Annotated in this window: 19 protein-coding genes; 8 read left to right on the forward strand and 11 right to left on the reverse strand. The window is 67.9% G+C overall.

Annotated features, from left to right (window positions below; genetic code table 11):
• The first annotated feature begins 27 nt into the window (after nucleotides 1-27).
• The 4 genes from G474_RS19230 (at nucleotide 28) to G474_RS0102690 (ending at nucleotide 3,638) form a co-directional block, all read left to right on the forward strand.
• Complete coding sequence (locus G474_RS19230; protein WP_043462990.1) at nucleotides 28-906, forward strand: LysR family transcriptional regulator; 879 nt, start codon at nucleotides 28-30, stop codon at nucleotides 904-906.
• Nucleotides 907-1,052: 146 nt separating this feature from the next.
• Nucleotides 1,053-1,559 carry a DUF2242 domain-containing protein gene (locus G474_RS0102680; protein WP_026685631.1) on the forward strand — a complete coding sequence of 169 codons (507 nt, stop codon included), beginning with the start codon at nucleotides 1,053-1,055 and terminating at the stop codon, nucleotides 1,557-1,559.
• Between the two features lie 65 nt (nucleotides 1,560-1,624).
• Complete coding sequence (locus G474_RS0102685; protein ID WP_156919124.1) at nucleotides 1,625-2,449, forward strand: hypothetical protein; 825 nt, start codon at nucleotides 1,625-1,627, stop codon at nucleotides 2,447-2,449.
• Nucleotides 2,450-2,492: 43 nt separating this feature from the next.
• Nucleotides 2,493-3,638, forward strand: a complete 1,146-nt coding sequence (locus G474_RS0102690) for a DUF748 domain-containing protein (RefSeq protein WP_051281728.1) — start codon at nucleotides 2,493-2,495, stop codon at nucleotides 3,636-3,638.
• A gap of 24 nt (nucleotides 3,639-3,662) precedes the next feature.
• Here G474_RS0102690 and G474_RS0102695 read toward each other — a convergent pair whose 3' ends face one another.
• Genes G474_RS0102695 through G474_RS19240 form a run of 4 tightly spaced genes read right to left on the reverse strand, consistent with a single transcriptional unit; the run spans nucleotide 3,663 to nucleotide 6,611 of the window.
• Entirely contained in the window at nucleotides 3,663-4,925 is a 1,263-nt protein-coding gene (locus G474_RS0102695) for an ABC transporter permease (RefSeq protein ID WP_026685634.1), read from the reverse strand.
• Nucleotides 4,922-5,623 (reverse strand): ABC transporter ATP-binding protein, encoded by a 702-nt coding sequence (locus G474_RS0102700; RefSeq protein WP_043462992.1) that lies wholly within the window; start codon nucleotides 5,621-5,623, stop codon nucleotides 4,922-4,924. The genes G474_RS0102695 and G474_RS0102700 overlap by 4 nt, the downstream gene beginning before the upstream one ends.
• Nucleotides 5,623-6,192: a ZrgA family zinc uptake protein gene (locus tag G474_RS19235; protein ID WP_051281730.1), complete on the reverse strand. Its 570-nt coding sequence runs from the start codon at nucleotides 6,190-6,192 to the stop codon at nucleotides 5,623-5,625. The genes G474_RS0102700 and G474_RS19235 overlap by 1 nt, the downstream gene beginning before the upstream one ends.
• The gene (locus tag G474_RS19240; protein ID WP_051281731.1) at nucleotides 6,189-6,611 is read right to left on the reverse strand and encodes a 6-pyruvoyl trahydropterin synthase family protein; all 423 of its coding nucleotides are present in this window, start codon (nucleotides 6,609-6,611) and stop codon (nucleotides 6,189-6,191) included. Before G474_RS19240 ends, G474_RS19235 begins: the two co-directional genes overlap by 4 nt.
• A gap of 78 nt (nucleotides 6,612-6,689) precedes the next feature.
• Here G474_RS19240 and G474_RS19245 point away from each other — a divergent pair, with 78 nt between their 5' ends.
• Nucleotides 6,690-7,205, forward strand: coding sequence for a transcriptional repressor (locus G474_RS19245; RefSeq protein ID WP_051281733.1), 516 nt, complete (start codon nucleotides 6,690-6,692; stop codon nucleotides 7,203-7,205).
• 9 nt (nucleotides 7,206-7,214) lie between these two features.
• On the opposite strand, the gene G474_RS0102720 is transcribed toward G474_RS19245, so the two are convergent.
• Nucleotides 7,215-7,523, reverse strand: coding sequence for a c-type cytochrome (locus tag G474_RS0102720; RefSeq protein ID WP_043462994.1), 309 nt, complete (start codon nucleotides 7,521-7,523; stop codon nucleotides 7,215-7,217).
• Between the two features lie 154 nt (nucleotides 7,524-7,677).
• On the opposite strand from G474_RS0102720, the gene G474_RS0102725 reads away from it, so the two are divergent.
• Nucleotides 7,678-8,076 (forward strand): bacteriohemerythrin, encoded by a 399-nt coding sequence (locus G474_RS0102725; RefSeq protein WP_245589292.1) that lies wholly within the window; start codon nucleotides 7,678-7,680, stop codon nucleotides 8,074-8,076.
• On the opposite strand, the gene G474_RS19250 is transcribed toward G474_RS0102725, so the two are convergent.
• The 3 genes from G474_RS19250 to G474_RS0102740 all read right to left on the reverse strand — a co-directional run bounded on the left by G474_RS19250 (nucleotide 8,040) and on the right by G474_RS0102740 (nucleotide 10,657).
• On the reverse strand, nucleotides 8,040-8,909 hold the full coding sequence (locus G474_RS19250) for a UDP-2,3-diacylglucosamine diphosphatase (protein ID WP_051281735.1): 870 nt from the start codon (nucleotides 8,907-8,909) through the stop codon (nucleotides 8,040-8,042). The two genes, G474_RS0102725 and G474_RS19250, sit on opposite strands and share 37 nt — an antisense overlap.
• A 5-nt stretch (nucleotides 8,910-8,914) precedes the next feature.
• Nucleotides 8,915-10,144, reverse strand: coding sequence for a glycosyltransferase family 4 protein (locus tag G474_RS19255; protein WP_051281737.1), 1,230 nt, complete (start codon nucleotides 10,142-10,144; stop codon nucleotides 8,915-8,917).
• Nucleotides 10,145-10,243: 99 nt separating this feature from the next.
• The gene (locus tag G474_RS0102740; RefSeq protein WP_051281739.1) at nucleotides 10,244-10,657 is read right to left on the reverse strand and encodes a diacylglycerol kinase; all 414 of its coding nucleotides are present in this window, start codon (nucleotides 10,655-10,657) and stop codon (nucleotides 10,244-10,246) included.
• A gap of 316 nt (nucleotides 10,658-10,973) precedes the next feature.
• On the opposite strand from G474_RS0102740, the gene G474_RS0102745 reads away from it, so the two are divergent.
• Nucleotides 10,974-11,477, forward strand: coding sequence for a Dps family protein (locus tag G474_RS0102745; RefSeq protein ID WP_026685639.1), 504 nt, complete (start codon nucleotides 10,974-10,976; stop codon nucleotides 11,475-11,477).
• Between the two features lie 71 nt (nucleotides 11,478-11,548).
• Here the strand turns inward: G474_RS0102745 and tpx are convergent, their stop codons facing one another.
• The 3 genes from tpx to G474_RS0102760 all read right to left on the reverse strand — a co-directional run bounded on the left by tpx (nucleotide 11,549) and on the right by G474_RS0102760 (nucleotide 13,771).
• Nucleotides 11,549-12,052: a thiol peroxidase gene (gene tpx / locus G474_RS0102750; protein ID WP_026685640.1), complete on the reverse strand. Its 504-nt coding sequence runs from the start codon at nucleotides 12,050-12,052 to the stop codon at nucleotides 11,549-11,551.
• A gap of 103 nt (nucleotides 12,053-12,155) precedes the next feature.
• Nucleotides 12,156-12,290, reverse strand: a complete 135-nt coding sequence (locus tag G474_RS24375; protein WP_281171695.1) for a hypothetical protein — start codon at nucleotides 12,288-12,290, stop codon at nucleotides 12,156-12,158.
• A gap of 272 nt (nucleotides 12,291-12,562) precedes the next feature.
• On the reverse strand, nucleotides 12,563-13,771 hold the full coding sequence (locus G474_RS0102760) for a glycosyltransferase (RefSeq protein ID WP_425386866.1): 1,209 nt from the start codon (nucleotides 13,769-13,771) through the stop codon (nucleotides 12,563-12,565).
• 223 nt (nucleotides 13,772-13,994) lie between these two features.
• Between G474_RS0102760 and G474_RS21805 the strand changes: the two genes are divergently transcribed.
• A complete protein-coding gene (locus G474_RS21805) occupies nucleotides 13,995-15,464 on the forward strand; it encodes a CHAD domain-containing protein (RefSeq protein ID WP_051281741.1) in 1,470 nt (489 codons plus the stop codon).
• Nucleotides 15,465-15,496 lie beyond the last annotated feature (32 nt).

The following is a 15,496-nucleotide window of genomic DNA, read 5'->3' on the forward strand; positions in this document are numbered from 1 at the left end:
GTCGTCTTTATTCCCGAGGCTAGCGCCATGAAAGTCACCCTGCGTCAGCTGGAAGTGTTCGCTGCCGTGGCCAGCCACGGCCAGGTCACCCGGGCCGCCGATGCCGTCGCCCTGAGCCAGGCGGCGGCCAGCATGGCCCTGGCGGATCTGGAGCGGCAGCTGGATGGGCGGCTGTTCGACCGGGTGGGCCGGCAGCTGCTGCTCAATGAACAGGGCCGGCGCCTCCTGCCCCGGGCCCTGGAAATCCTCGACCGGGTGCGGGATCTTGAGTCGGCGGCCCGCAGCGGCGGCTCCGCCTTCGACCTGAAACTGGGGGCCAGCCTCACCATCGGCAACCATCTGCTGCCGGGTCTGCTGGCCGGGATGCAGCAGCGCCATCCGGGCAGCCGTCTGGGCCTGGCCCTGCACAACACGGCCCAGGTGGTGGCCGAGCTCCTGGCTTTCCGCATCGACCTGGGCTTCGTGGAAGGGCCGGTGCAGGAAGCGGCGATCCGGCGTCTGCCCTGGCACCAGGACCGGCTGGTGGTGTTCGCCGGCCCCGGGCATCCCCTGGCCGGCCGGGTCGTCACCCAGGCGGAGCTGGCGGGGGCCGGCTGGGTGCTGCGGGAGCGGGGCTCAGGGACTCGGGAGGTGTTCGAGCGGGCCATGGCCAATGCCACCCTGAGTCCGCGTCTGGCCCTGGAACTGGAGCAGCCGGAGGCCATCCGCCAGTGCGTGCGCCGGGGCCTGGGGCTGGGCTGCCTGTCCCGCCTGGAACTGCAGGAGTCCTTCGACCAGGGCAGCCTGCTGCCGGTGCACACCCCTTTTCTCGACCTGGGCCGGGAGTTCCTGATCCTGGTGCATCGGGAGCGGCACCTGAGCCAGGGCTTGCTGGCCCTGCTGGCCCTGTGCGGGCTGGAAATCTGAGGCCGGGCCCCGGCCCGGGGAGGCCGGCTGGAGGGGCGATTGCAACAAAATTTAAAACCCTGGGGTTGCCGGCCGGGTGCGGGTAAACTAAGCCCCCGGAATCAGGGGCCGCGGCTCCTTTCCCCCATGAATTTTCCTTGAGTCCCATGCGTTCCTCGATCCTTTTCTGCCTGAGCCTGATCGTCCTGCTGGCCGCCTGCGCCAAGCCTGCCCCGGCTTACCGGGACGAGGCTTTCACCGCGGAGTCGCCCTTCGAATACCGTTCCACCCTGGAGCCCCTGGACAATTGCCAGGTGGGGCAGCGGGCCCTGCTCAGTCAGGGCTACCAGGTGGAGATGGGGCGTCCGAACTCGGTCAAGGGCAGCAAGTTCTTCCAGCCCGAATCCGGGCATCAGACCGAGCTTTCCATCACCCTGGTGTGCCTGCCCTCGGGCAGCGGCGGCAGCGTGCTCTACGCCAGCGCCGTGCAGAGCCGCTATGAGCTGAAGTCCGCCTCCAGCAGCGCCGGGGTGAGCGTGGCGGGCATGGGCTCCATTTCCCTGCCCTGGATGGCCAACAAGGAGGCCATGGTGAAGGTGGCCGACGAGACCGTCACCGATCCGGATTTCTACAAGCGCCTGTTTGCCCTGATCGGCAACCTGGAAGGGGAATAGGGTAAAGCTTGGCTCTCCATGGATTGCTTACAAAAATGAAGTGTTCATGGAAAAGTGCGGGTTTTGTGTCCAGTCCTGAGGTCTCCATGGTTTTCCTGGTGCTGCGCCGTTTCCTGTTGCTGCTGTGCTGCTGTCTGCCCCTGGGGGCCGGGGCGGCCTGCCCCGAGCATCCCCTGACGGACCCGGCCAGGGTGCGGCTCAAGGGGGAGTCGGTGATGATCGTCACCCATGCCAGCTCCACCTACGATGCCCGTTACACCAGCAAGCGCGGTGTGGACGAGGCGGTGCGCTTCGCCCGGCAACAGGGCATTCCGGTCATCTACCTGCAGGATGACAGCCCCCTGGCCTTCTATTACATGGAGGATTGCCGGCCCGATTACTGGGTTCATTCCGGCGGCGGCGAATTCAGCTTTCCCCTGCCGGTCTCCCATGTGTATCTGGTGGGCGGGCATCTGGAGCTCTGCCTCTCGGCCACCCTCAACGACATCCTGCTGGCCTGGTCCCGCCAGACCCCGGGGAACCGCCGCATCACCCTGTTCATGGACGGCATCTACTCGAACGGCAAGAGCGTCGAGCCGGAGGACCCCTTCTACGGGGATTTCCAGCGTTTCATGGGCATCGTCACCCGGGGTCGGCCCCAAGGGGAACACTGGCCCAAGCTCAACCTGCTCGAAACCATGGGGGTGATTCAGCAGGAAGAGCACGAGCTTGAATACCTGAAGAAGGTGCTGCCCCGCTACGACACCACCTTGCCCGATTACCGGGTGGAGCTGCAGCTCAACGATTCAGTGCTCAAGGTGCTGCAGCCGGCGGATGGCTGGAAGCCTCCCACCCTGCGTTTCCATTTCCTGGATTCCGCCGCCAACCTGGACTTTCCCGCGCACCCCTGAGGCCGGGCTGGGTAGAATCTTCCCTTTCCGTGGAGCCCTGTCCATGACCCCGGTATCCGCCCCGCGCCGTTCCTGGCCCCTGTTCCTGCTGGGGGGGCTGCTGCTCCTCGCCCTGCTGGGTTTTGCCGCTTTCCAGGTGGCGGTGCATCTGCTCCAGGGACAGGTGCTGGCGGCCCTGGGGCCCCGGGCCGAGCTCAGGGAGCTCCGGGTCGGGTTGGGCGGAGTGGAAATCCTCGGCCTGCGCCTGCCGGCCGAGCCGGGGGCCGGCAAGGGCGCCTGGCCGGCCCCGGACCAGTTGCGGGCCGAGCGGGTCCTGGTGGTGCCCTCCCTGGCCGACCTGCTCGGCGCCCGGGTGGTGCTGAGCCGGATCCGGGTCGAAGGGGCTTATCTCTCCCTGCTGCGCACCCGGGACGGGCGCCTGCGGGTCCTGCCCGGCCTTACCGAGGGCAGGCCCCAGGAAGAGGGCGGGGGCCGGGAGGAGGCTGACGGAGCCGCATCCGGCACCCCGGTGAGCGTAGGCAGCATAGAGCTGGTGGATGGTGCCGTGGAGTTCTTCGACGCCTCGGTGCGCCAGCCGGCCCTGAAAATCCGTCTGGAGCAGCTGCAGGCCCGGCTCGACGAGCTGCGCCTGCCCGACCTGGGCGGGCGCAGCCGGCTGCAGCTGGATGGGGTGCTGAAGGGCCAGCGCCAGGATGGCCGCCTGCAGCTCGAGGGAGAGGTGGAGCTGGCGAGCCGGGAATCCGACCTGAAGCTGCGCCTGCAAGGGGTGGATCTGACCGCCCTGCAGCCCTACCTGATCAAGGCGGCGGAAACCGGCGTGCGGCGGGGCAGCCTGGACCTGGATGTGCATAGCGTGGTGCGCCAGGGGCGGCTGCGCGGCCCGGGCACCCTGACCCTCCAGGACCTGGAGCTGGCTCCGGGGGGCAACGCCTTCATGGGCATGCCCCGCCAGGCGGTGGTGGCCATGATGCAGGACCGGCGCGGCCGCATCAGTGTCCAGTTCGTCCTCGAAGGGGACATCAACGATCCCCGCTTTTCCCTCAACGAGAACCTCATGACCCGGGTGGGCTCTTCCGTGGCCGGGGTCCTGGGCATCAGCCTGGAGGACCTGGCCAAGGGAGTGGGCAGCGCCGGGGGCAGTATCGCCAGGGGGCTGGGGGAATCCCTGGGCAAGCTCCTGGGGCGCTGAGGCGGCCTTGCCCCGGGGCTGTGCTCAGAGGCGGGGGGTGAGGCCGTCGGTCAGGGCCTGGCGGTAGGCCAGGGCGGCGGGCAGCAGGCTGGCCAGGACTCCGGTGAGGAACACGGCGCCCAGCAGCTTCAGCTCCGCCGGGCTGACTTCCTGGAGCGCCAGGGTCAGCCCCAGGCGGGCCTCCAGGGTGGGGCCGGCGAGCCAGGCGGCCAGGTTCAGGAGCAGCAGGCCCAGGCCCAGGCCGGCCAGGGTGATGCTGGCCCCTTCCAGAGCCAGCAGGGCGAGGATGTGCCGGGGCCCGGCGCCCACCGAGCGCAGCACCGCCAGCTCCCGGCGCCTTTCGTTGAGGCTGGCCAGGATCACCGCCACCAGTCCGGCCAGGCCTACGGCCACCACCAGCACCGAGATGCCGAGCAGGGCTTGTTCCACCATGGCCACCACCCGCCACAGCTCGTCCAGGGCCACCCCGGGCAGCACGGCCAGCAGGGGCTCCTTGGGGTAGCTGTTGATGTGGCGCTGCACCTTGAACACGGCGGTCCGCTGCTTGAGACCGATCAGGGCGGCGGTGATGGTCTTGGGGCTGAGGTCGAACTTGCGCACCTGTTCCGGGCTGATCTGCACCCCGGGCATGGGAGCGCCCCCCTGCCAGTCCAGGTGGATGGCTTCGATGGCTTCCAGGCTGACGTGCACCGAATGGTCCACGGGGGTGCCCGTGGGCGCCAGGATGCCTACCACCGTGAAGGGCTTGTCCCCGTGCTCGGACTGCTTCAGCTCGCCGCTGCCGTGGCTCAGGGTGATCGCCTGATCCAGGCGGTATCCCAGGCGCCGGGCCACCTCGGCCCCCAGCACCGCCTCGAACAGGCCGTCGAAGGGCCGGCCCTGGGCGAAAGAGAGGCTGCGCCCGCGGCCATGGCGGAAGTGTTCGAAGTAGGCCGCGTCGGTACCGATCACCGGGAAGCCCCGGTGCGAATCCCCCAGGGCGATGGGAATGCTCCAGGCCACGGCCGGGTGGCGGATCACGGCCTGGTAGCTGTCCCAGCCGATGTTGTTGGTGGCGCCGCCCATGCGGAAAACGCTGTAGAGCATCAGCTGCACGGGGCTGGTACGGGCCCCCAGGACCAGGTCGGCCCCGGAGACGGACTGGGAGAAACTGGCCCGGGCCGCCACCCGGGTGCGCTCCACCCCGAGCAGCAGGGTCACCGCCAGGGCGATGGAGAGCAGGGTCAGGCCCAGGGTCAGGCGCCGGTTCCAGGCGCTTTTCAGGGCCAGGCCGAACAGGGCGTTCATGGGCGGGCTCCGTTCAACTGGACCAGGGAGAGTTCCCGGGTGAAGTGGGGGGCGAGCCGGTGGTCGTGGCTGACGAACAGGAGCGTGGTGCCCTGGGCGGCGCATTCCTGCAGCAGCAGTTCCAGGAAGTCGTCCTGGCGGTCCGCATCCAGGGCCGAGGTGGGTTCGTCGGCGATGATCAGCTCGGGACTGCCGATCAGGGCCCGGGCCGCGGCAACCCGCTGCTGCTGGCCCACCGACAGCTGGCTGGCCTGGCGTCCCAGCTGCTCCCCTTCCAGGCCTAGGGCCTCGAGCAGGCGGCGGGCCTCCTGGCGTCCATGGTCCTGTCCGGCCCGGGCCCGCCGCCGGGCGGAGAAGCGGCAGGGCAGCAGCACGTTGTCCAGCACCGGCAGGTAGGGGATCAGGTTGAACTGCTGGAAGATGAAGCCGATGTGATCCACCCGGAATCGGTCCCGGCCGCTGCCCGAGAGGCGGGCCAGATCCTGGCCCAGGACTTCGATGCGGCCGCTTTCCGGTTGATGCACGGCGCCCAGCAGGCCGAGCAGGGTGCTCTTGCCGCTGCCGCTGGGGCCGTACAGGAACACCCGTTCCCCGGCCTGGATGTCCAGGGCCGGGATGTCCAGGCACAAGGGTGCCTGCCGCTGCCAGCGAAAGCGCAGCTGCTCTAGGAGGATGGCCGGGCCGGGCAGGTCGCGCATCAGTCCAGCTTGATCCGGGGCTGGGCGGGGTTGAGCTGCCGGGCGGCCTGTTCTTTCTCGCTGACGATTTCCACATTCAGGCGCTGCAGGCCCTTGAAGTGTTTGAACAGGCGCACGTCTATGGTCCTGGGCGGGTTCTGGCACTGGTAGCTGGCCTCCACCTCCAGGTCCCCGTGGCCGGCATCAGCCGCGCCCGCTGCCGGGGCGGCCTGATTCCCCTGCAGCAGGCTGGCGGGCAGGACGGCGGAGTTCAGCTGCGTCCGCTCCAGCTTGCAGCCGGCCTGGGGATCGAAACTCAGCAGGGTGTCCGGGGTCTGCAGGGCCTTGGCCATCTGCCGCACGGCCTGGCGCTCCTTGTCCGTCCTGGGGGCGTGCTCGAAGCCCAGCAGATTGTCCAGGGGGGATTCCAGGGTGGCCTGGACCAGGCCCTTGTCCACCACCAGCAGCAGCGTTGCCTGGCCGTGGACGTGGGCGGCATGACCTTGGGAATGGTCGTGCCCGTGCTCATGGGCCCAGGCCGGGGCGGTGGTGGCCAGGAAGAGGGCGGTGGCAAGCAGGGATTTCTTCATGCGAGTTGGCTCCATTGTTCGAGAAGGCTTGCGCCGGTGCCCGGGGCGGGGCTGGCGGGGTCGGGCCAGTAGCAGCAGCTGTCGCCGCTCAGGTCCCGGCTGACGGTCACCCGGACCAGGCCGGGCAGTTCCGGGGCCAGGGCGGCGTAGATGAAACGGCTCAGGTTTTCCAGGGTGGCGGGTCCCAGGCCGGGGACCTCGTCGAGGAAGTGGTGGTCCAGGCGCTCCCTGATCCGGCCCAGGGCCTGGTCGAAATGGCCCAGGTCGAGCAGCATGCCGCTGACCGGGTCCGGCTGGCCGGCCAGGGTGGCCGTGGCCCGGTAACTGTGCCCGTGGATGCGGCGGCTGCCCTCGGCCTGGATGTCCCTTTGCAGGGTATGGGCGGCTTCGAAGATGAAGGAACGGGAGAGTTCGTGCATGGGTTGGGGGCAGGTGGCTTTTGTTCGTTTTTGCAATGTTATAACATCGCACCTGTTTGCCCAAGTCTGTGGATGCCCATGCCTGCTTCTCTTTCCCTTGCCGAAACCGGCCTTTGTCCGTCCGGGGCGGAGCCCGCCCTGCTGGATGAACTGGCCCTCTGGTGCCGGGAGCGGGGGGCGAGCCTGACGCCGATCCGGCGCCGGGCCCTGGCCCTGTTGCGGGCGCATCCGGGGGGGCTGAAGGCCTATGAGCTGCTGGCCCTGATGCAGGCGGAGCAGCCTAATGCTTCTCCCCCCACCGTGTACCGAGCTCTGGACTTTCTCATCGAGCAGGGGCTGGCCCACAAGATCGGCCGTATGAACCTGTTCGTGGCCTGTGCCCAGGCGGCCCATCGGCAGCCCAGCCTGTTCCTGATCTGTCCCAGCTGCAACCGGGTGACGGAACTGCAGCAGGGCGGGGCCCTGGAGGCCCTGGCCCAGGCCCTGGCGGCAGAAGGTCATGAGCTGGACCAGCCGGAGGTGGAGATCAGCGCCATCTGCCCGGCCTGTCGCGGCAAATGCAAAGGGCCGGCTGGGCCGGCCCGGGAGGACTGAGTCGGGGGCCTACTGGGTCAGGACCCAGGCCACCAGCTTTTTGGCTTCCGCTTCGCTGAGATTGGTGGACGGGGGCATGGCCATGGTGCCCCAGACGCCGTTGCTGCCCTTCATGACCTTGCCCACCAGCATGGCCTCGGCATCCTTCTGCCCCTTGTACTTGGCGGCGATGTCCTTGTAGGAAGGACCGATCAGTTTCTTTTCCAGGGCATGACACCCCATGCAGTTCTTGGCGGTGGCCAGGCCCTGGTCAGCGTGGGCCAGCAGCGGAGCGGCGAACAGGGGCAGGCAGAGGAGCAGGGGGCGGGCAGAACGCATCGGTGAATCTCTCCGTGTTGTTTTATCCACGTCATTCTGATGGGATAAACCCTGCCAGGCAAGCCCTGGGGCTTTCCCTGGGCGCGGGATGATGGCATCCTTCGGCCCATAAGGAGCAGCAGCTCCAGAAATGGGAGGAATCAACGTGTCTTTTATGCCATGGTCCGATGAATTCGTGCTCGGTATCGAATCCATCGACACCCAGCACCGCTGGTTGGTGGAGGCCACCAACCGTCTGTACGACCAGATCGAATCGCAACATCCCGACACCAAGGTGGTCGGCGAGATCCTTGAGGGATTGGTGGATTACACCATGAACCACTTCATTCTCGAGGAAGACCTGTTCAACCGCCTGGGCTACCCGGAAACCGAAGCCCACAAGCGGGAACACGACAGCTTCACCAATCAGGCCATGAAGCTCCTGCTGGATTTTGACGGGGGGGAGCCCGTCACCGAAGACACCATGGAATTTCTCAAGGCCTGGCTGATCCACCACATCCTGCGGGTGGACAAGGCCTACGTGCCTTTCCTCAAAGCCAACGGGGTCGTCTGATCCTGCATCAGGGCCGGCTGGGGCAGCGCTAAGGGCAGCTCCTCCGGCGCCTCCTCGCCGCTGGCCGGAGCCATTCCGGCCCGGGCTTCGGCCCCCACCGGGCTGTGCCAGTGCACCAGTTCCATGCGGCCGTCCAGATGTTCGATGATGGCCGTGCAGCTATCCACCCAGTCGCCGCAGTTGATGTAGGTCAGCCCCTGCATTTCCCGGATTGCCGCCCAGTGGATGTGGCCGCAGATCACCCCGTGCAGGCCCCGCTGGCGTACCTCGTGGGCCACCGCATCCTCGAAATCGAAGATGAAGTTGATGGCCTTCTTCACCTTGCGCTTGGCGTAGCCGGCCAGGGACCAGTAGCCGGGCCGGCGCAGCTTGCGGCGCAGCCAGGAGAGGAGGATGTTGGCGCGCACCAGGGTGTTGTAGGCCATGTCGCCGATCACGGCGATCCAGCGGTGGCAGTAGGTGATCTGGTCGAATTCGTCTCCATGCACCAGCAGGTAGCGGCGCCCGTCGGCCGCCGTATGCACCCATTCCCGCTCCACCCGGATGTCGCCGAAGGCGGTGCCCACGTATTCCCGCAGGGCCTCGTCATGGTTGCCGGGAATCAGCATCACCTGGTCCCCGTGCCGGGCCCGGCGCAGGATCTTCTGGACCACCGTGTTCTGGGCCGGGGTCCAGTGGATGCCCCGGCTCATGGCCCAGAAATCCACGATATCCCCCACCATGTACAGGTACTCGGAGGGATATTCCTTGAGAAACTCCAGCAGCGGGCCGGCCTGACAGGCCCGGGTGCCCAGGTGCAGGTCGGAGATGAAGACGGCGCGGACCTGGGGCATGGGCTCTAGTCCGGGACGATCTGCAGGAAGTGGTTTTCCTGGCCCGGCAGGCGCTGGTGCCGTCGCACGATGTGGAAGAAGGCGGATTCCAGCCGGTCGTGGATGCATTCCCAGTCTATGGGCTCGACCCGCTCCCGGGCGGCGCGGCCCAGGCGGTGGCGCAGGGCCGGGTCGGCGGCCAGGCGGCGGGCGGCGGCGATGAAGTCCTGTTCCCGGCCCGGTTCCGCCAGCAGGCCCGAATGGCCGTCCTCGATCACCTCGGCGGCGGCAGCGGAGCGGTAGGCCACCACCGGCAGACCGCTGGACATGGCCTCCAGGGTCACGTTGCCGAAGGTCTCCGTGAGGCTGGGAAACAGGAACAGGTCGCCGGAGGCATAGTGGCTGGCCAGATCCTCGCCGCTACGCATGCCGGCAAAGTGGGCCTGGGGCCAGGACTGGCTCAGGGACTTGCGGGCCGGGCCATCGCCCACCAGGATCAGGCGGGCATCGGGGCGTACTTCCCGGATGGCCTGGAAGGCCCGCAGGGCCAGGTGCAGGTTCTTTTCCGGGGCCAGGCGGCTGACCACCAGCACGGCCAGCTGCTCCGGGGCCACCTGCCATTCCTGGCGCAGGGCTTCGGAGCGGCGGGCCGGATCGAACAGCTGCCGGTCCACGCCCCGGGCCAGCACCTGCAGATTGGTGTAGCCCTGGCCACCCAGGTCCCGGGCCATCTCGGCGGTGGGCACGAAGGTGGCGGCGGTACGGTTGTGGAAGCGTTTCAGGTAGCCGGCCACGGGCTTCTTCAGCCAGCCGAAGCCGTAGTGGCGGCTGTAGTGGTCGAAATTGGTATGGAAGCCCGAGGTCACCGGCAGCTTGAGCTTTCTGGCGGCGGCCACAGCAGACCAGCCCAGGGGGCCCTCGGTGGCCACATGCACCAGATCCGGCCGGCTGCTGCCCCAGATCTGTCCGAGCCGGGATTGCAGGGGCAGGCCAAAACGCAGGCCACCGTAGCGGGGAATGGGCACCCCGGGAGCCAGGGTTTCCTGGAAATGTTCTTCCTGGCTGGCCACGTCCGCGCTGCCCTGGCGCGGTCGCACCAGCTGGATGGAATGGCCCCGGGCCAGGAGGCCACCGACCATGCGGCCCAGGGTCATGGCGACGCCGTTGACCTCCGGGGGGAAGGTTTCCGTCACCATGGCCACCCTCAGGCGGGGCGTGCGGGCCAGGTGCTGGACGATGATGTCGTCTTGGTTCATGGGGGCGATGGTGGCGCCCGGGGAAGACAGGGAGTTGACGCTTTTGTGATGCTTTTTTGAAGTGGGAAGCCGCCAGGGGCCAGGGCGGCTCCCCCAGGCTCAGGGCGCGCCCAGCAGCACCAGGCCCCAGACCAGGGCCACGTTGATCAGGCTGATCAGCACGGCGGCGCTGCCGATGTCCTTGGCCCGCTTGGCGAGCCGGTGATTTTCCAGGGACACCCGGTCCACGGTGGCCTCGATGGCCGAGTTCAGCAGTTCCACCACCAGCACCAGGAGGACGCTGGCCACCATCATGGCCTTGCCGACCCCGGTGACCGGCAGCCACAGGGCCAGGGGAAGGAGCAGGGCGGCCAGCAGGACCTCCTGGCGGAAGGCATCTTCATGACGATAGGCGGCCGAGAGGCCGGCCAGGGAGTAATGCAGGGCGTTCCAGACCCGGCGCAGGCCGGTCTTGCCCTTGTAGGGGCTTTCCTGGTGGGTGGTTTCCGTTCCCGAAGGCGGCGGGGTGGTCACAAGAACTCTCCTTGGCTGAGGTGGCAAAGCCCTGCACCCTAACAGTCCCGTGTTGAGTATTTGTGGCATTCCCATGACGTCCTGAAGACCGCTCCAGGCTTGCCCCGTCCCCATTTACGGGGTACAAATGGCGTCTGTCCGGCCTGCCGTTTTTCCCGGTACATCCTGAAACCGCATCCAGAACCGAAACGTCCCCAGGAGCTCAGCCATGAACAAAGCCCCCAGCAAGAAGGCCCCCGCCAAGACCCCCGCTGCCCCGAAGACCACCCCTGCTGCAGCCAAGCCTGCCGCGGCCAAGAGCACGGCCACCAAGGCCGTGGCGGCCAAACCCGCAGCGGCCAAGCCCGCCGCCGGCATCGATATCGGCATCAACGAGAAGGACCGGGCCAAGATCGTCGAAGGCCTGTCCCACCTGCTGGCCGACACCTACACCCTGTACCTGAAGACCCACAACTTCCACTGGAACGTCAAGGGTCCCATGTTCAACACCCTGCACCTGATGTTCGAGGCCCAGTACAACGAACTGGCCCTGGCCGTGGACCTGGTGGCCGAACGCATCCGCGCCCTGGGTTATCCCGCTCCCGGCACCTATAGCGAATTCGCCAAGCTCACCTCCATCCCCGAGCCCGTCGGCGTGCCCAAGGCCGAAGAGATGATCGCCCAGCTGGTGGAGGGCCAGGAAGCCGTGGTGCGTACCGCCCGCAAGATGTTCCCCGTGGTGGATGCGGCCAACGACGAACCCACCGCCGACCTGCTGACCCAGCGCATGCAGGTTCATGAAAAGACCGCCTGGATGCTGCGCAGCCTGCTCGAAGCCTGAGGCTCTGCGGTAAACGGCAAATGGGCGGGAATTCCCGCCCATTTGCCGTTTACCGGGGACTTTTCTGCGAATCAGGCCAGAGCCGCCAGGGCCGCCGCGTAGTCGGGCTCCTGCTTGATTTCCGGCACCAGTTCCGCGTGCAGCACCTGGTTGTTCTCGTCCAGCACCACTACGGCCCGGGCGGCCAGGCCGGCCAGGGGGCCGCTGGCCAGGGCTACCCCGTAGGCCTTGAGGAATTCCCGGCCCCGCAGGGTGGACAGGGAGATCACGTTGTCCAGGCCCTCGGCGCCGCAGAAGCGGCTCTGGGCGAAGGGCAGGTCGGCGGAAATGCACAGCACCACGGTGTTTTCCAGGCGCGCGGCGGCGGCATTGAAATGGCGCACCGAAGCGGCACAGACGGGGGTGTCCACGCTCGGGAAGATGTTGAGCACCTTGCGCTTGCCCACGAAGTGGGTGAGGGGCACGTCGGCGAGATCCTTGCCCACCAGGGTGAAGGGCGCGGCCTTCTGGCCCGCCTGGGGAAAGAGACCATCCACCTGCACCGGGTTGCCGCCCAGGGTTACCGTGTTTGCCATTTGCTGATTTCCTTTCGGGTTGAGAGTTGCTGATCTTGATATGACTGACCTTAGTTGCTGTCACGGCGGGAAAGTTCGCGCCCCGGCCCGAGAGCGAATCTGTTCAGCCCAGGTGGGCCAGGGCCTGCAACAGTTCCTGGAGCAACAGCACCAGGCCGGTGGCGGCAATGCCCAGACCGAGGCAGAACTGCAGGCGGCGGGGCTTGGAGTGAGGCAGGGGCAGATGGATGGTGCTCATGATGGCGTCCTCCGGTAATGGTTCAGTGCCATTACAGCAGGTACGGCATCATTGCTGAAATTGATTGCGTGTATTTTTGTTATTGTTGTTGGCTATGATCGCCGGGGGAGGGGGTGCCGGGCGGTACATGCCGCCCGGCTTTCTGCTTCTCTGTCGGGATCGGGGTTGGCACCGCCTGGGAGGTTGCGGTGCAGACCTTGACGATCTAACGGGTCGATTGTCCCGCAGGGCGGGGCGCGGGAGCCAATTGCTTCTGTATATCCGGGGAATAGTCAGGGACTATTGAGGGCCCGGGGCAGAGGGCTGGGGGCGGGCAGGGGCAGGCGACCGGCAGTCCGGTGGCGTTCCGTCAGCTGGGTATAGAAGGCCGCCAGGCGATGGGCCATGGCCTGGTCCGACCATTCGGCGGCGTAGGGAACGGCGGCTGCCGCCAGGGCCTGCAAGCGTGCCGGATCGCCCAGCAGGGCCGCCATCTGCCGGGCGAATCCGGCCACATCGTCCTGGCCCACCACGGCGCCCCGTTCGGGCGCCAGGATGTCGGCGGTGCCCATGGCGGCCAGGCCCAGGACCGGCAGGCCGGCGGCCATGGCCTCCAGGAGCACCAGGCCCTGGGTCTCGGTACGGGAGGAAAAGACGAACAGGTCAGCCCCGGCATAGGTGTCCGGCAGCTCCCGTTCCCGGTCCAGGTAGCCCAGGAACAGCACCTGGGCGGCGATGCCCAGTTGCTCCGCCTGCCGTTCCAGGGCGGGGCGGGCCGGCCCTTCGCCGGTGATCACCAGGAGCAGCTCGGGCTGTTCTTCCAGGGCCAGACGGGCAGCTTCAAGCAGGAAGCCGATGTTCTTCTCATGGGCCACCCGCCCCACGAACAGGGCCACGGGGCGCTCCGGGGCAATGCCGTAGCGTTGCCGGAAAGCCTGGCGGTCTCCCTTGGCGAAACGCTGCAGGGGAATCCCGGTGGGCAGGACTTCCGTCTCCACCTGCACGCCGTACTCCGTCAGCCGCTCGGCCATGGCCCGGGAAGGGACGATGACGCCGGCCAGCTCATTGCACTGCTGCCGGGAAAAGCGGCGGGCCAGGCCGCGCAGCCATTCCCGGGGCAGGAAGGAAATGTAGTGGTAGAGGTATTCCTCGAACAGGGTGTGGTAGGTGGCCACAGCCGGCAGGCCCAGCTTGCGGGCCAGGGCCACGCCCGCGTAATGGGCCACGAAGGGGGTCTGGATGTGGATCAGGTCGTACTGTTCCCGGGCCAGCTGGGGCGCCAGGGCCAGGGCCGCCCGGTAGGACATCAGGCGATCCTCCGGGTCCAGGGGGATGGCGCTGGCGGGCAGGCGGATCAGGTCCAGGGGTTCCTCGGTTTCCTCCCGGCCATAGCGGGGGGCCATCAGGGTCACTTCGACCCCCGCCTGGCCCAGGCATTTGCGAAAGGTCTCGATGGAGGTGGAAACCCCGTTGACCCGGGGAAAGTACACATCGGAAATCATCAAAATGCGCATGGCGTAAAAGGAGGGGGGCGACAAAACCCCCATGCTAGAGGCCTGGTATGACAACTTGAAGACAGTCCCAGGCTTGGACCCGCCCCGGGGCCGGGGTAAGATGCCGGGGCCGCCCAGGACCTGGCAAGGTCTTGATTTGTGTCATAAAAATGTAACAAAGCAGAGCCGCCGGGCTGTCCCGGCGGCGCGGTCCATCACCGTGAGGTCAGCCATGTTTCACTACGAGCTCGCTCCTGGCGAACTGCGCCAGCTGCGCCTGCACCGGGCCCTGCCCAGGGCTGCCGGCCAGCGTCAGGAACGTCATCTGGATTATTTCGACACCCCGGACGGGGCTCTGGCCCGTAAGGGCCTGCTCCTGGCCCGGGTGCGCTGTGGCTGGGAATGGCGCCTGGAGCTCTCCGGCCGGCCCGGGGGACCCCAGGGGAGTGGCGCTGGCGGCCTGGGCTGGCGGGCCGAGTTGCTGGGGGCCGAATACTGCGGCCCCAGCGGTTTCGATTTCGCTTTCCTGTCCGACAAGGCCCTGCGGCAATGGCTCACCGGCCTGGCTGCCCGCCTCGAGCCGGTCTGCAGCGAGCACATCCGCGAGGAGCGGCTGCTGGTGGATACGGCCGCCGGGGCCGCCGGCCTCCTGCTGGAGCGGGTCGAACTGGTGGCCGGGGAACAGCGCCTGAGTTTCGGGCGCGTGGGCCTGCTGCCCCTGGAGGGCAGTGGCGACAACGTGCTGATGCTGGCTCGCAGCCTGCTGGGGGCCTTTGCCCTGCAGCCCTGCCTGCTGGGGCCCGTGGACCGGGCCCGGCAGCTGGGCCATCGGCCGGCGGCGGCCAAGGCCCGGCCTTCCCTGCCGGCTGGCCAGGACGGGGGGGCCGCGTTCCAGCACATCGCCCGCAACTGCATGGTCCACCTGTGCCTCAACCTGTCCGGCCTGCAGACCGCCGACGAGCCGGAGTTCGTGCACCAGGCCCGGGTGGCCATCCGGCGTCTGCGTTCGGCCCTGAAACTGTTCGCCCCCTGGCTGCCGGCCGAATTCGTGGCGGAGTTCAGCGAGCGCTGGCGGGACCTGGCCAATGCCCTGGGAGATTGCCGCAACCTGGACGTGTTCCTGGCTGAAACCCTGCCCCTGATGCGCCGGGAGCTGGGTGACGACGGGCTGGCGGACAAGCTCCAGGCCCAGGCGGAAAAACGGCAGCGCCAGGCCCGCAAGCACGCCCGGGACATCCTGGCGGCGCCCGCCGCCCGGCTGCTGCTGCTGGACTTCGAATGGGCCCTGATCCATCTGCAGTTTGCCGAGGCCATGCCGCCCCTGGTGAAACTGGCCCGCCGCCGCCTGGTGGGCCGGGCCCGGCAGGTGACCCGGCTGGGCGAGGCGGTGCGCAATCTGGACCCGGAGGCCAGGCACGAACTGCGCATCGCCTTCAAGAAACTGCGCTACGCCCTGGAGTTCTTCGCCGGCCTGTTCGGGGAGCGCCGGAGCGCCCGCTACCTGGCCGGACTGGTGGATCTGCAGGAAGTCCTGGGGCACCTGAACGATCTGGCCACGGCCAGCAGCCTGGTTCCCGAGCTGATCCCCCCGACCGGGGCGCGGCTACCCCAGGCCTGGCTGGCGGGCCGGGTGGGCGCCCTGGTGGATGCCCTGCCCACGGCCATCGGCCATTTCCTCCAGGCCGAGCCGCCCTGGGAGTAAGCCCGCGCCAGGCCCCGGCCGGCGGGCTCTGA

Origin of the sequence: Azovibrio restrictus DSM 23866, assembly GCF_000429665.1 — a bacterium.
Classification (GTDB): domain Bacteria; phylum Pseudomonadota; class Gammaproteobacteria; order Burkholderiales; family Rhodocyclaceae; genus Azovibrio; species Azovibrio restrictus.

Bases quoted from the DNA above. Each gene is read 5' to 3' on its own strand.
- G474_RS19255 (WP_051281737.1), bottom strand. From the start codon at position 10,144: ATGAACCAAGACGACATCATCGTCCAGCACCTGGCCCGCACGCCCCGC.
- G474_RS0102720 (WP_043462994.1), bottom strand. From the start codon at position 7,523: ATGCGTTCTGCCCGCCCCCTGCTCCTCTGCCTGCCCCTGTTCGCCGCT.
- G474_RS19240 (WP_051281731.1), bottom strand. From the start codon at position 6,611: ATGCACGAACTCTCCCGTTCCTTCATCTTCGAAGCCGCCCATACCCTG.
- G474_RS19235 (WP_051281730.1), bottom strand. From the start codon at position 6,192: ATGAAGAAATCCCTGCTTGCCACCGCCCTCTTCCTGGCCACCACCGCC.
- G474_RS19230 (WP_043462990.1), top strand. From the start codon at position 28: ATGAAAGTCACCCTGCGTCAGCTGGAAGTGTTCGCTGCCGTGGCCAGC.
- G474_RS0102680 (WP_026685631.1), top strand. From the start codon at position 1,053: ATGCGTTCCTCGATCCTTTTCTGCCTGAGCCTGATCGTCCTGCTGGCC.
- tpx (WP_026685640.1), bottom strand. From the start codon at position 12,052: ATGGCAAACACGGTAACCCTGGGCGGCAACCCGGTGCAGGTGGATGGT.
- G474_RS0102760 (WP_425386866.1), bottom strand. From the start codon at position 13,771: ATGATTTCCGATGTGTACTTTCCCCGGGTCAACGGGGTTTCCACCTCC.
- G474_RS0102690 (WP_051281728.1), top strand. From the start codon at position 2,493: ATGACCCCGGTATCCGCCCCGCGCCGTTCCTGGCCCCTGTTCCTGCTG.
- G474_RS0102725 (WP_245589292.1), top strand. From the start codon at position 7,678: ATGCCATGGTCCGATGAATTCGTGCTCGGTATCGAATCCATCGACACC.
- G474_RS0102695 (WP_026685634.1), bottom strand. From the start codon at position 4,925: ATGAACGCCCTGTTCGGCCTGGCCCTGAAAAGCGCCTGGAACCGGCGC.
- G474_RS19250 (WP_051281735.1), bottom strand. From the start codon at position 8,909: ATGCCCCAGGTCCGCGCCGTCTTCATCTCCGACCTGCACCTGGGCACC.
- G474_RS21805 (WP_051281741.1), top strand. From the start codon at position 13,995: ATGTTTCACTACGAGCTCGCTCCTGGCGAACTGCGCCAGCTGCGCCTG.
- G474_RS24375 (WP_281171695.1), bottom strand. From the start codon at position 12,290: ATGAGCACCATCCATCTGCCCCTGCCTCACTCCAAGCCCCGCCGCCTG.
- G474_RS19245 (WP_051281733.1), top strand. From the start codon at position 6,690: ATGCCTGCTTCTCTTTCCCTTGCCGAAACCGGCCTTTGTCCGTCCGGG.
- G474_RS0102700 (WP_043462992.1), bottom strand. From the start codon at position 5,623: ATGCGCGACCTGCCCGGCCCGGCCATCCTCCTAGAGCAGCTGCGCTTT.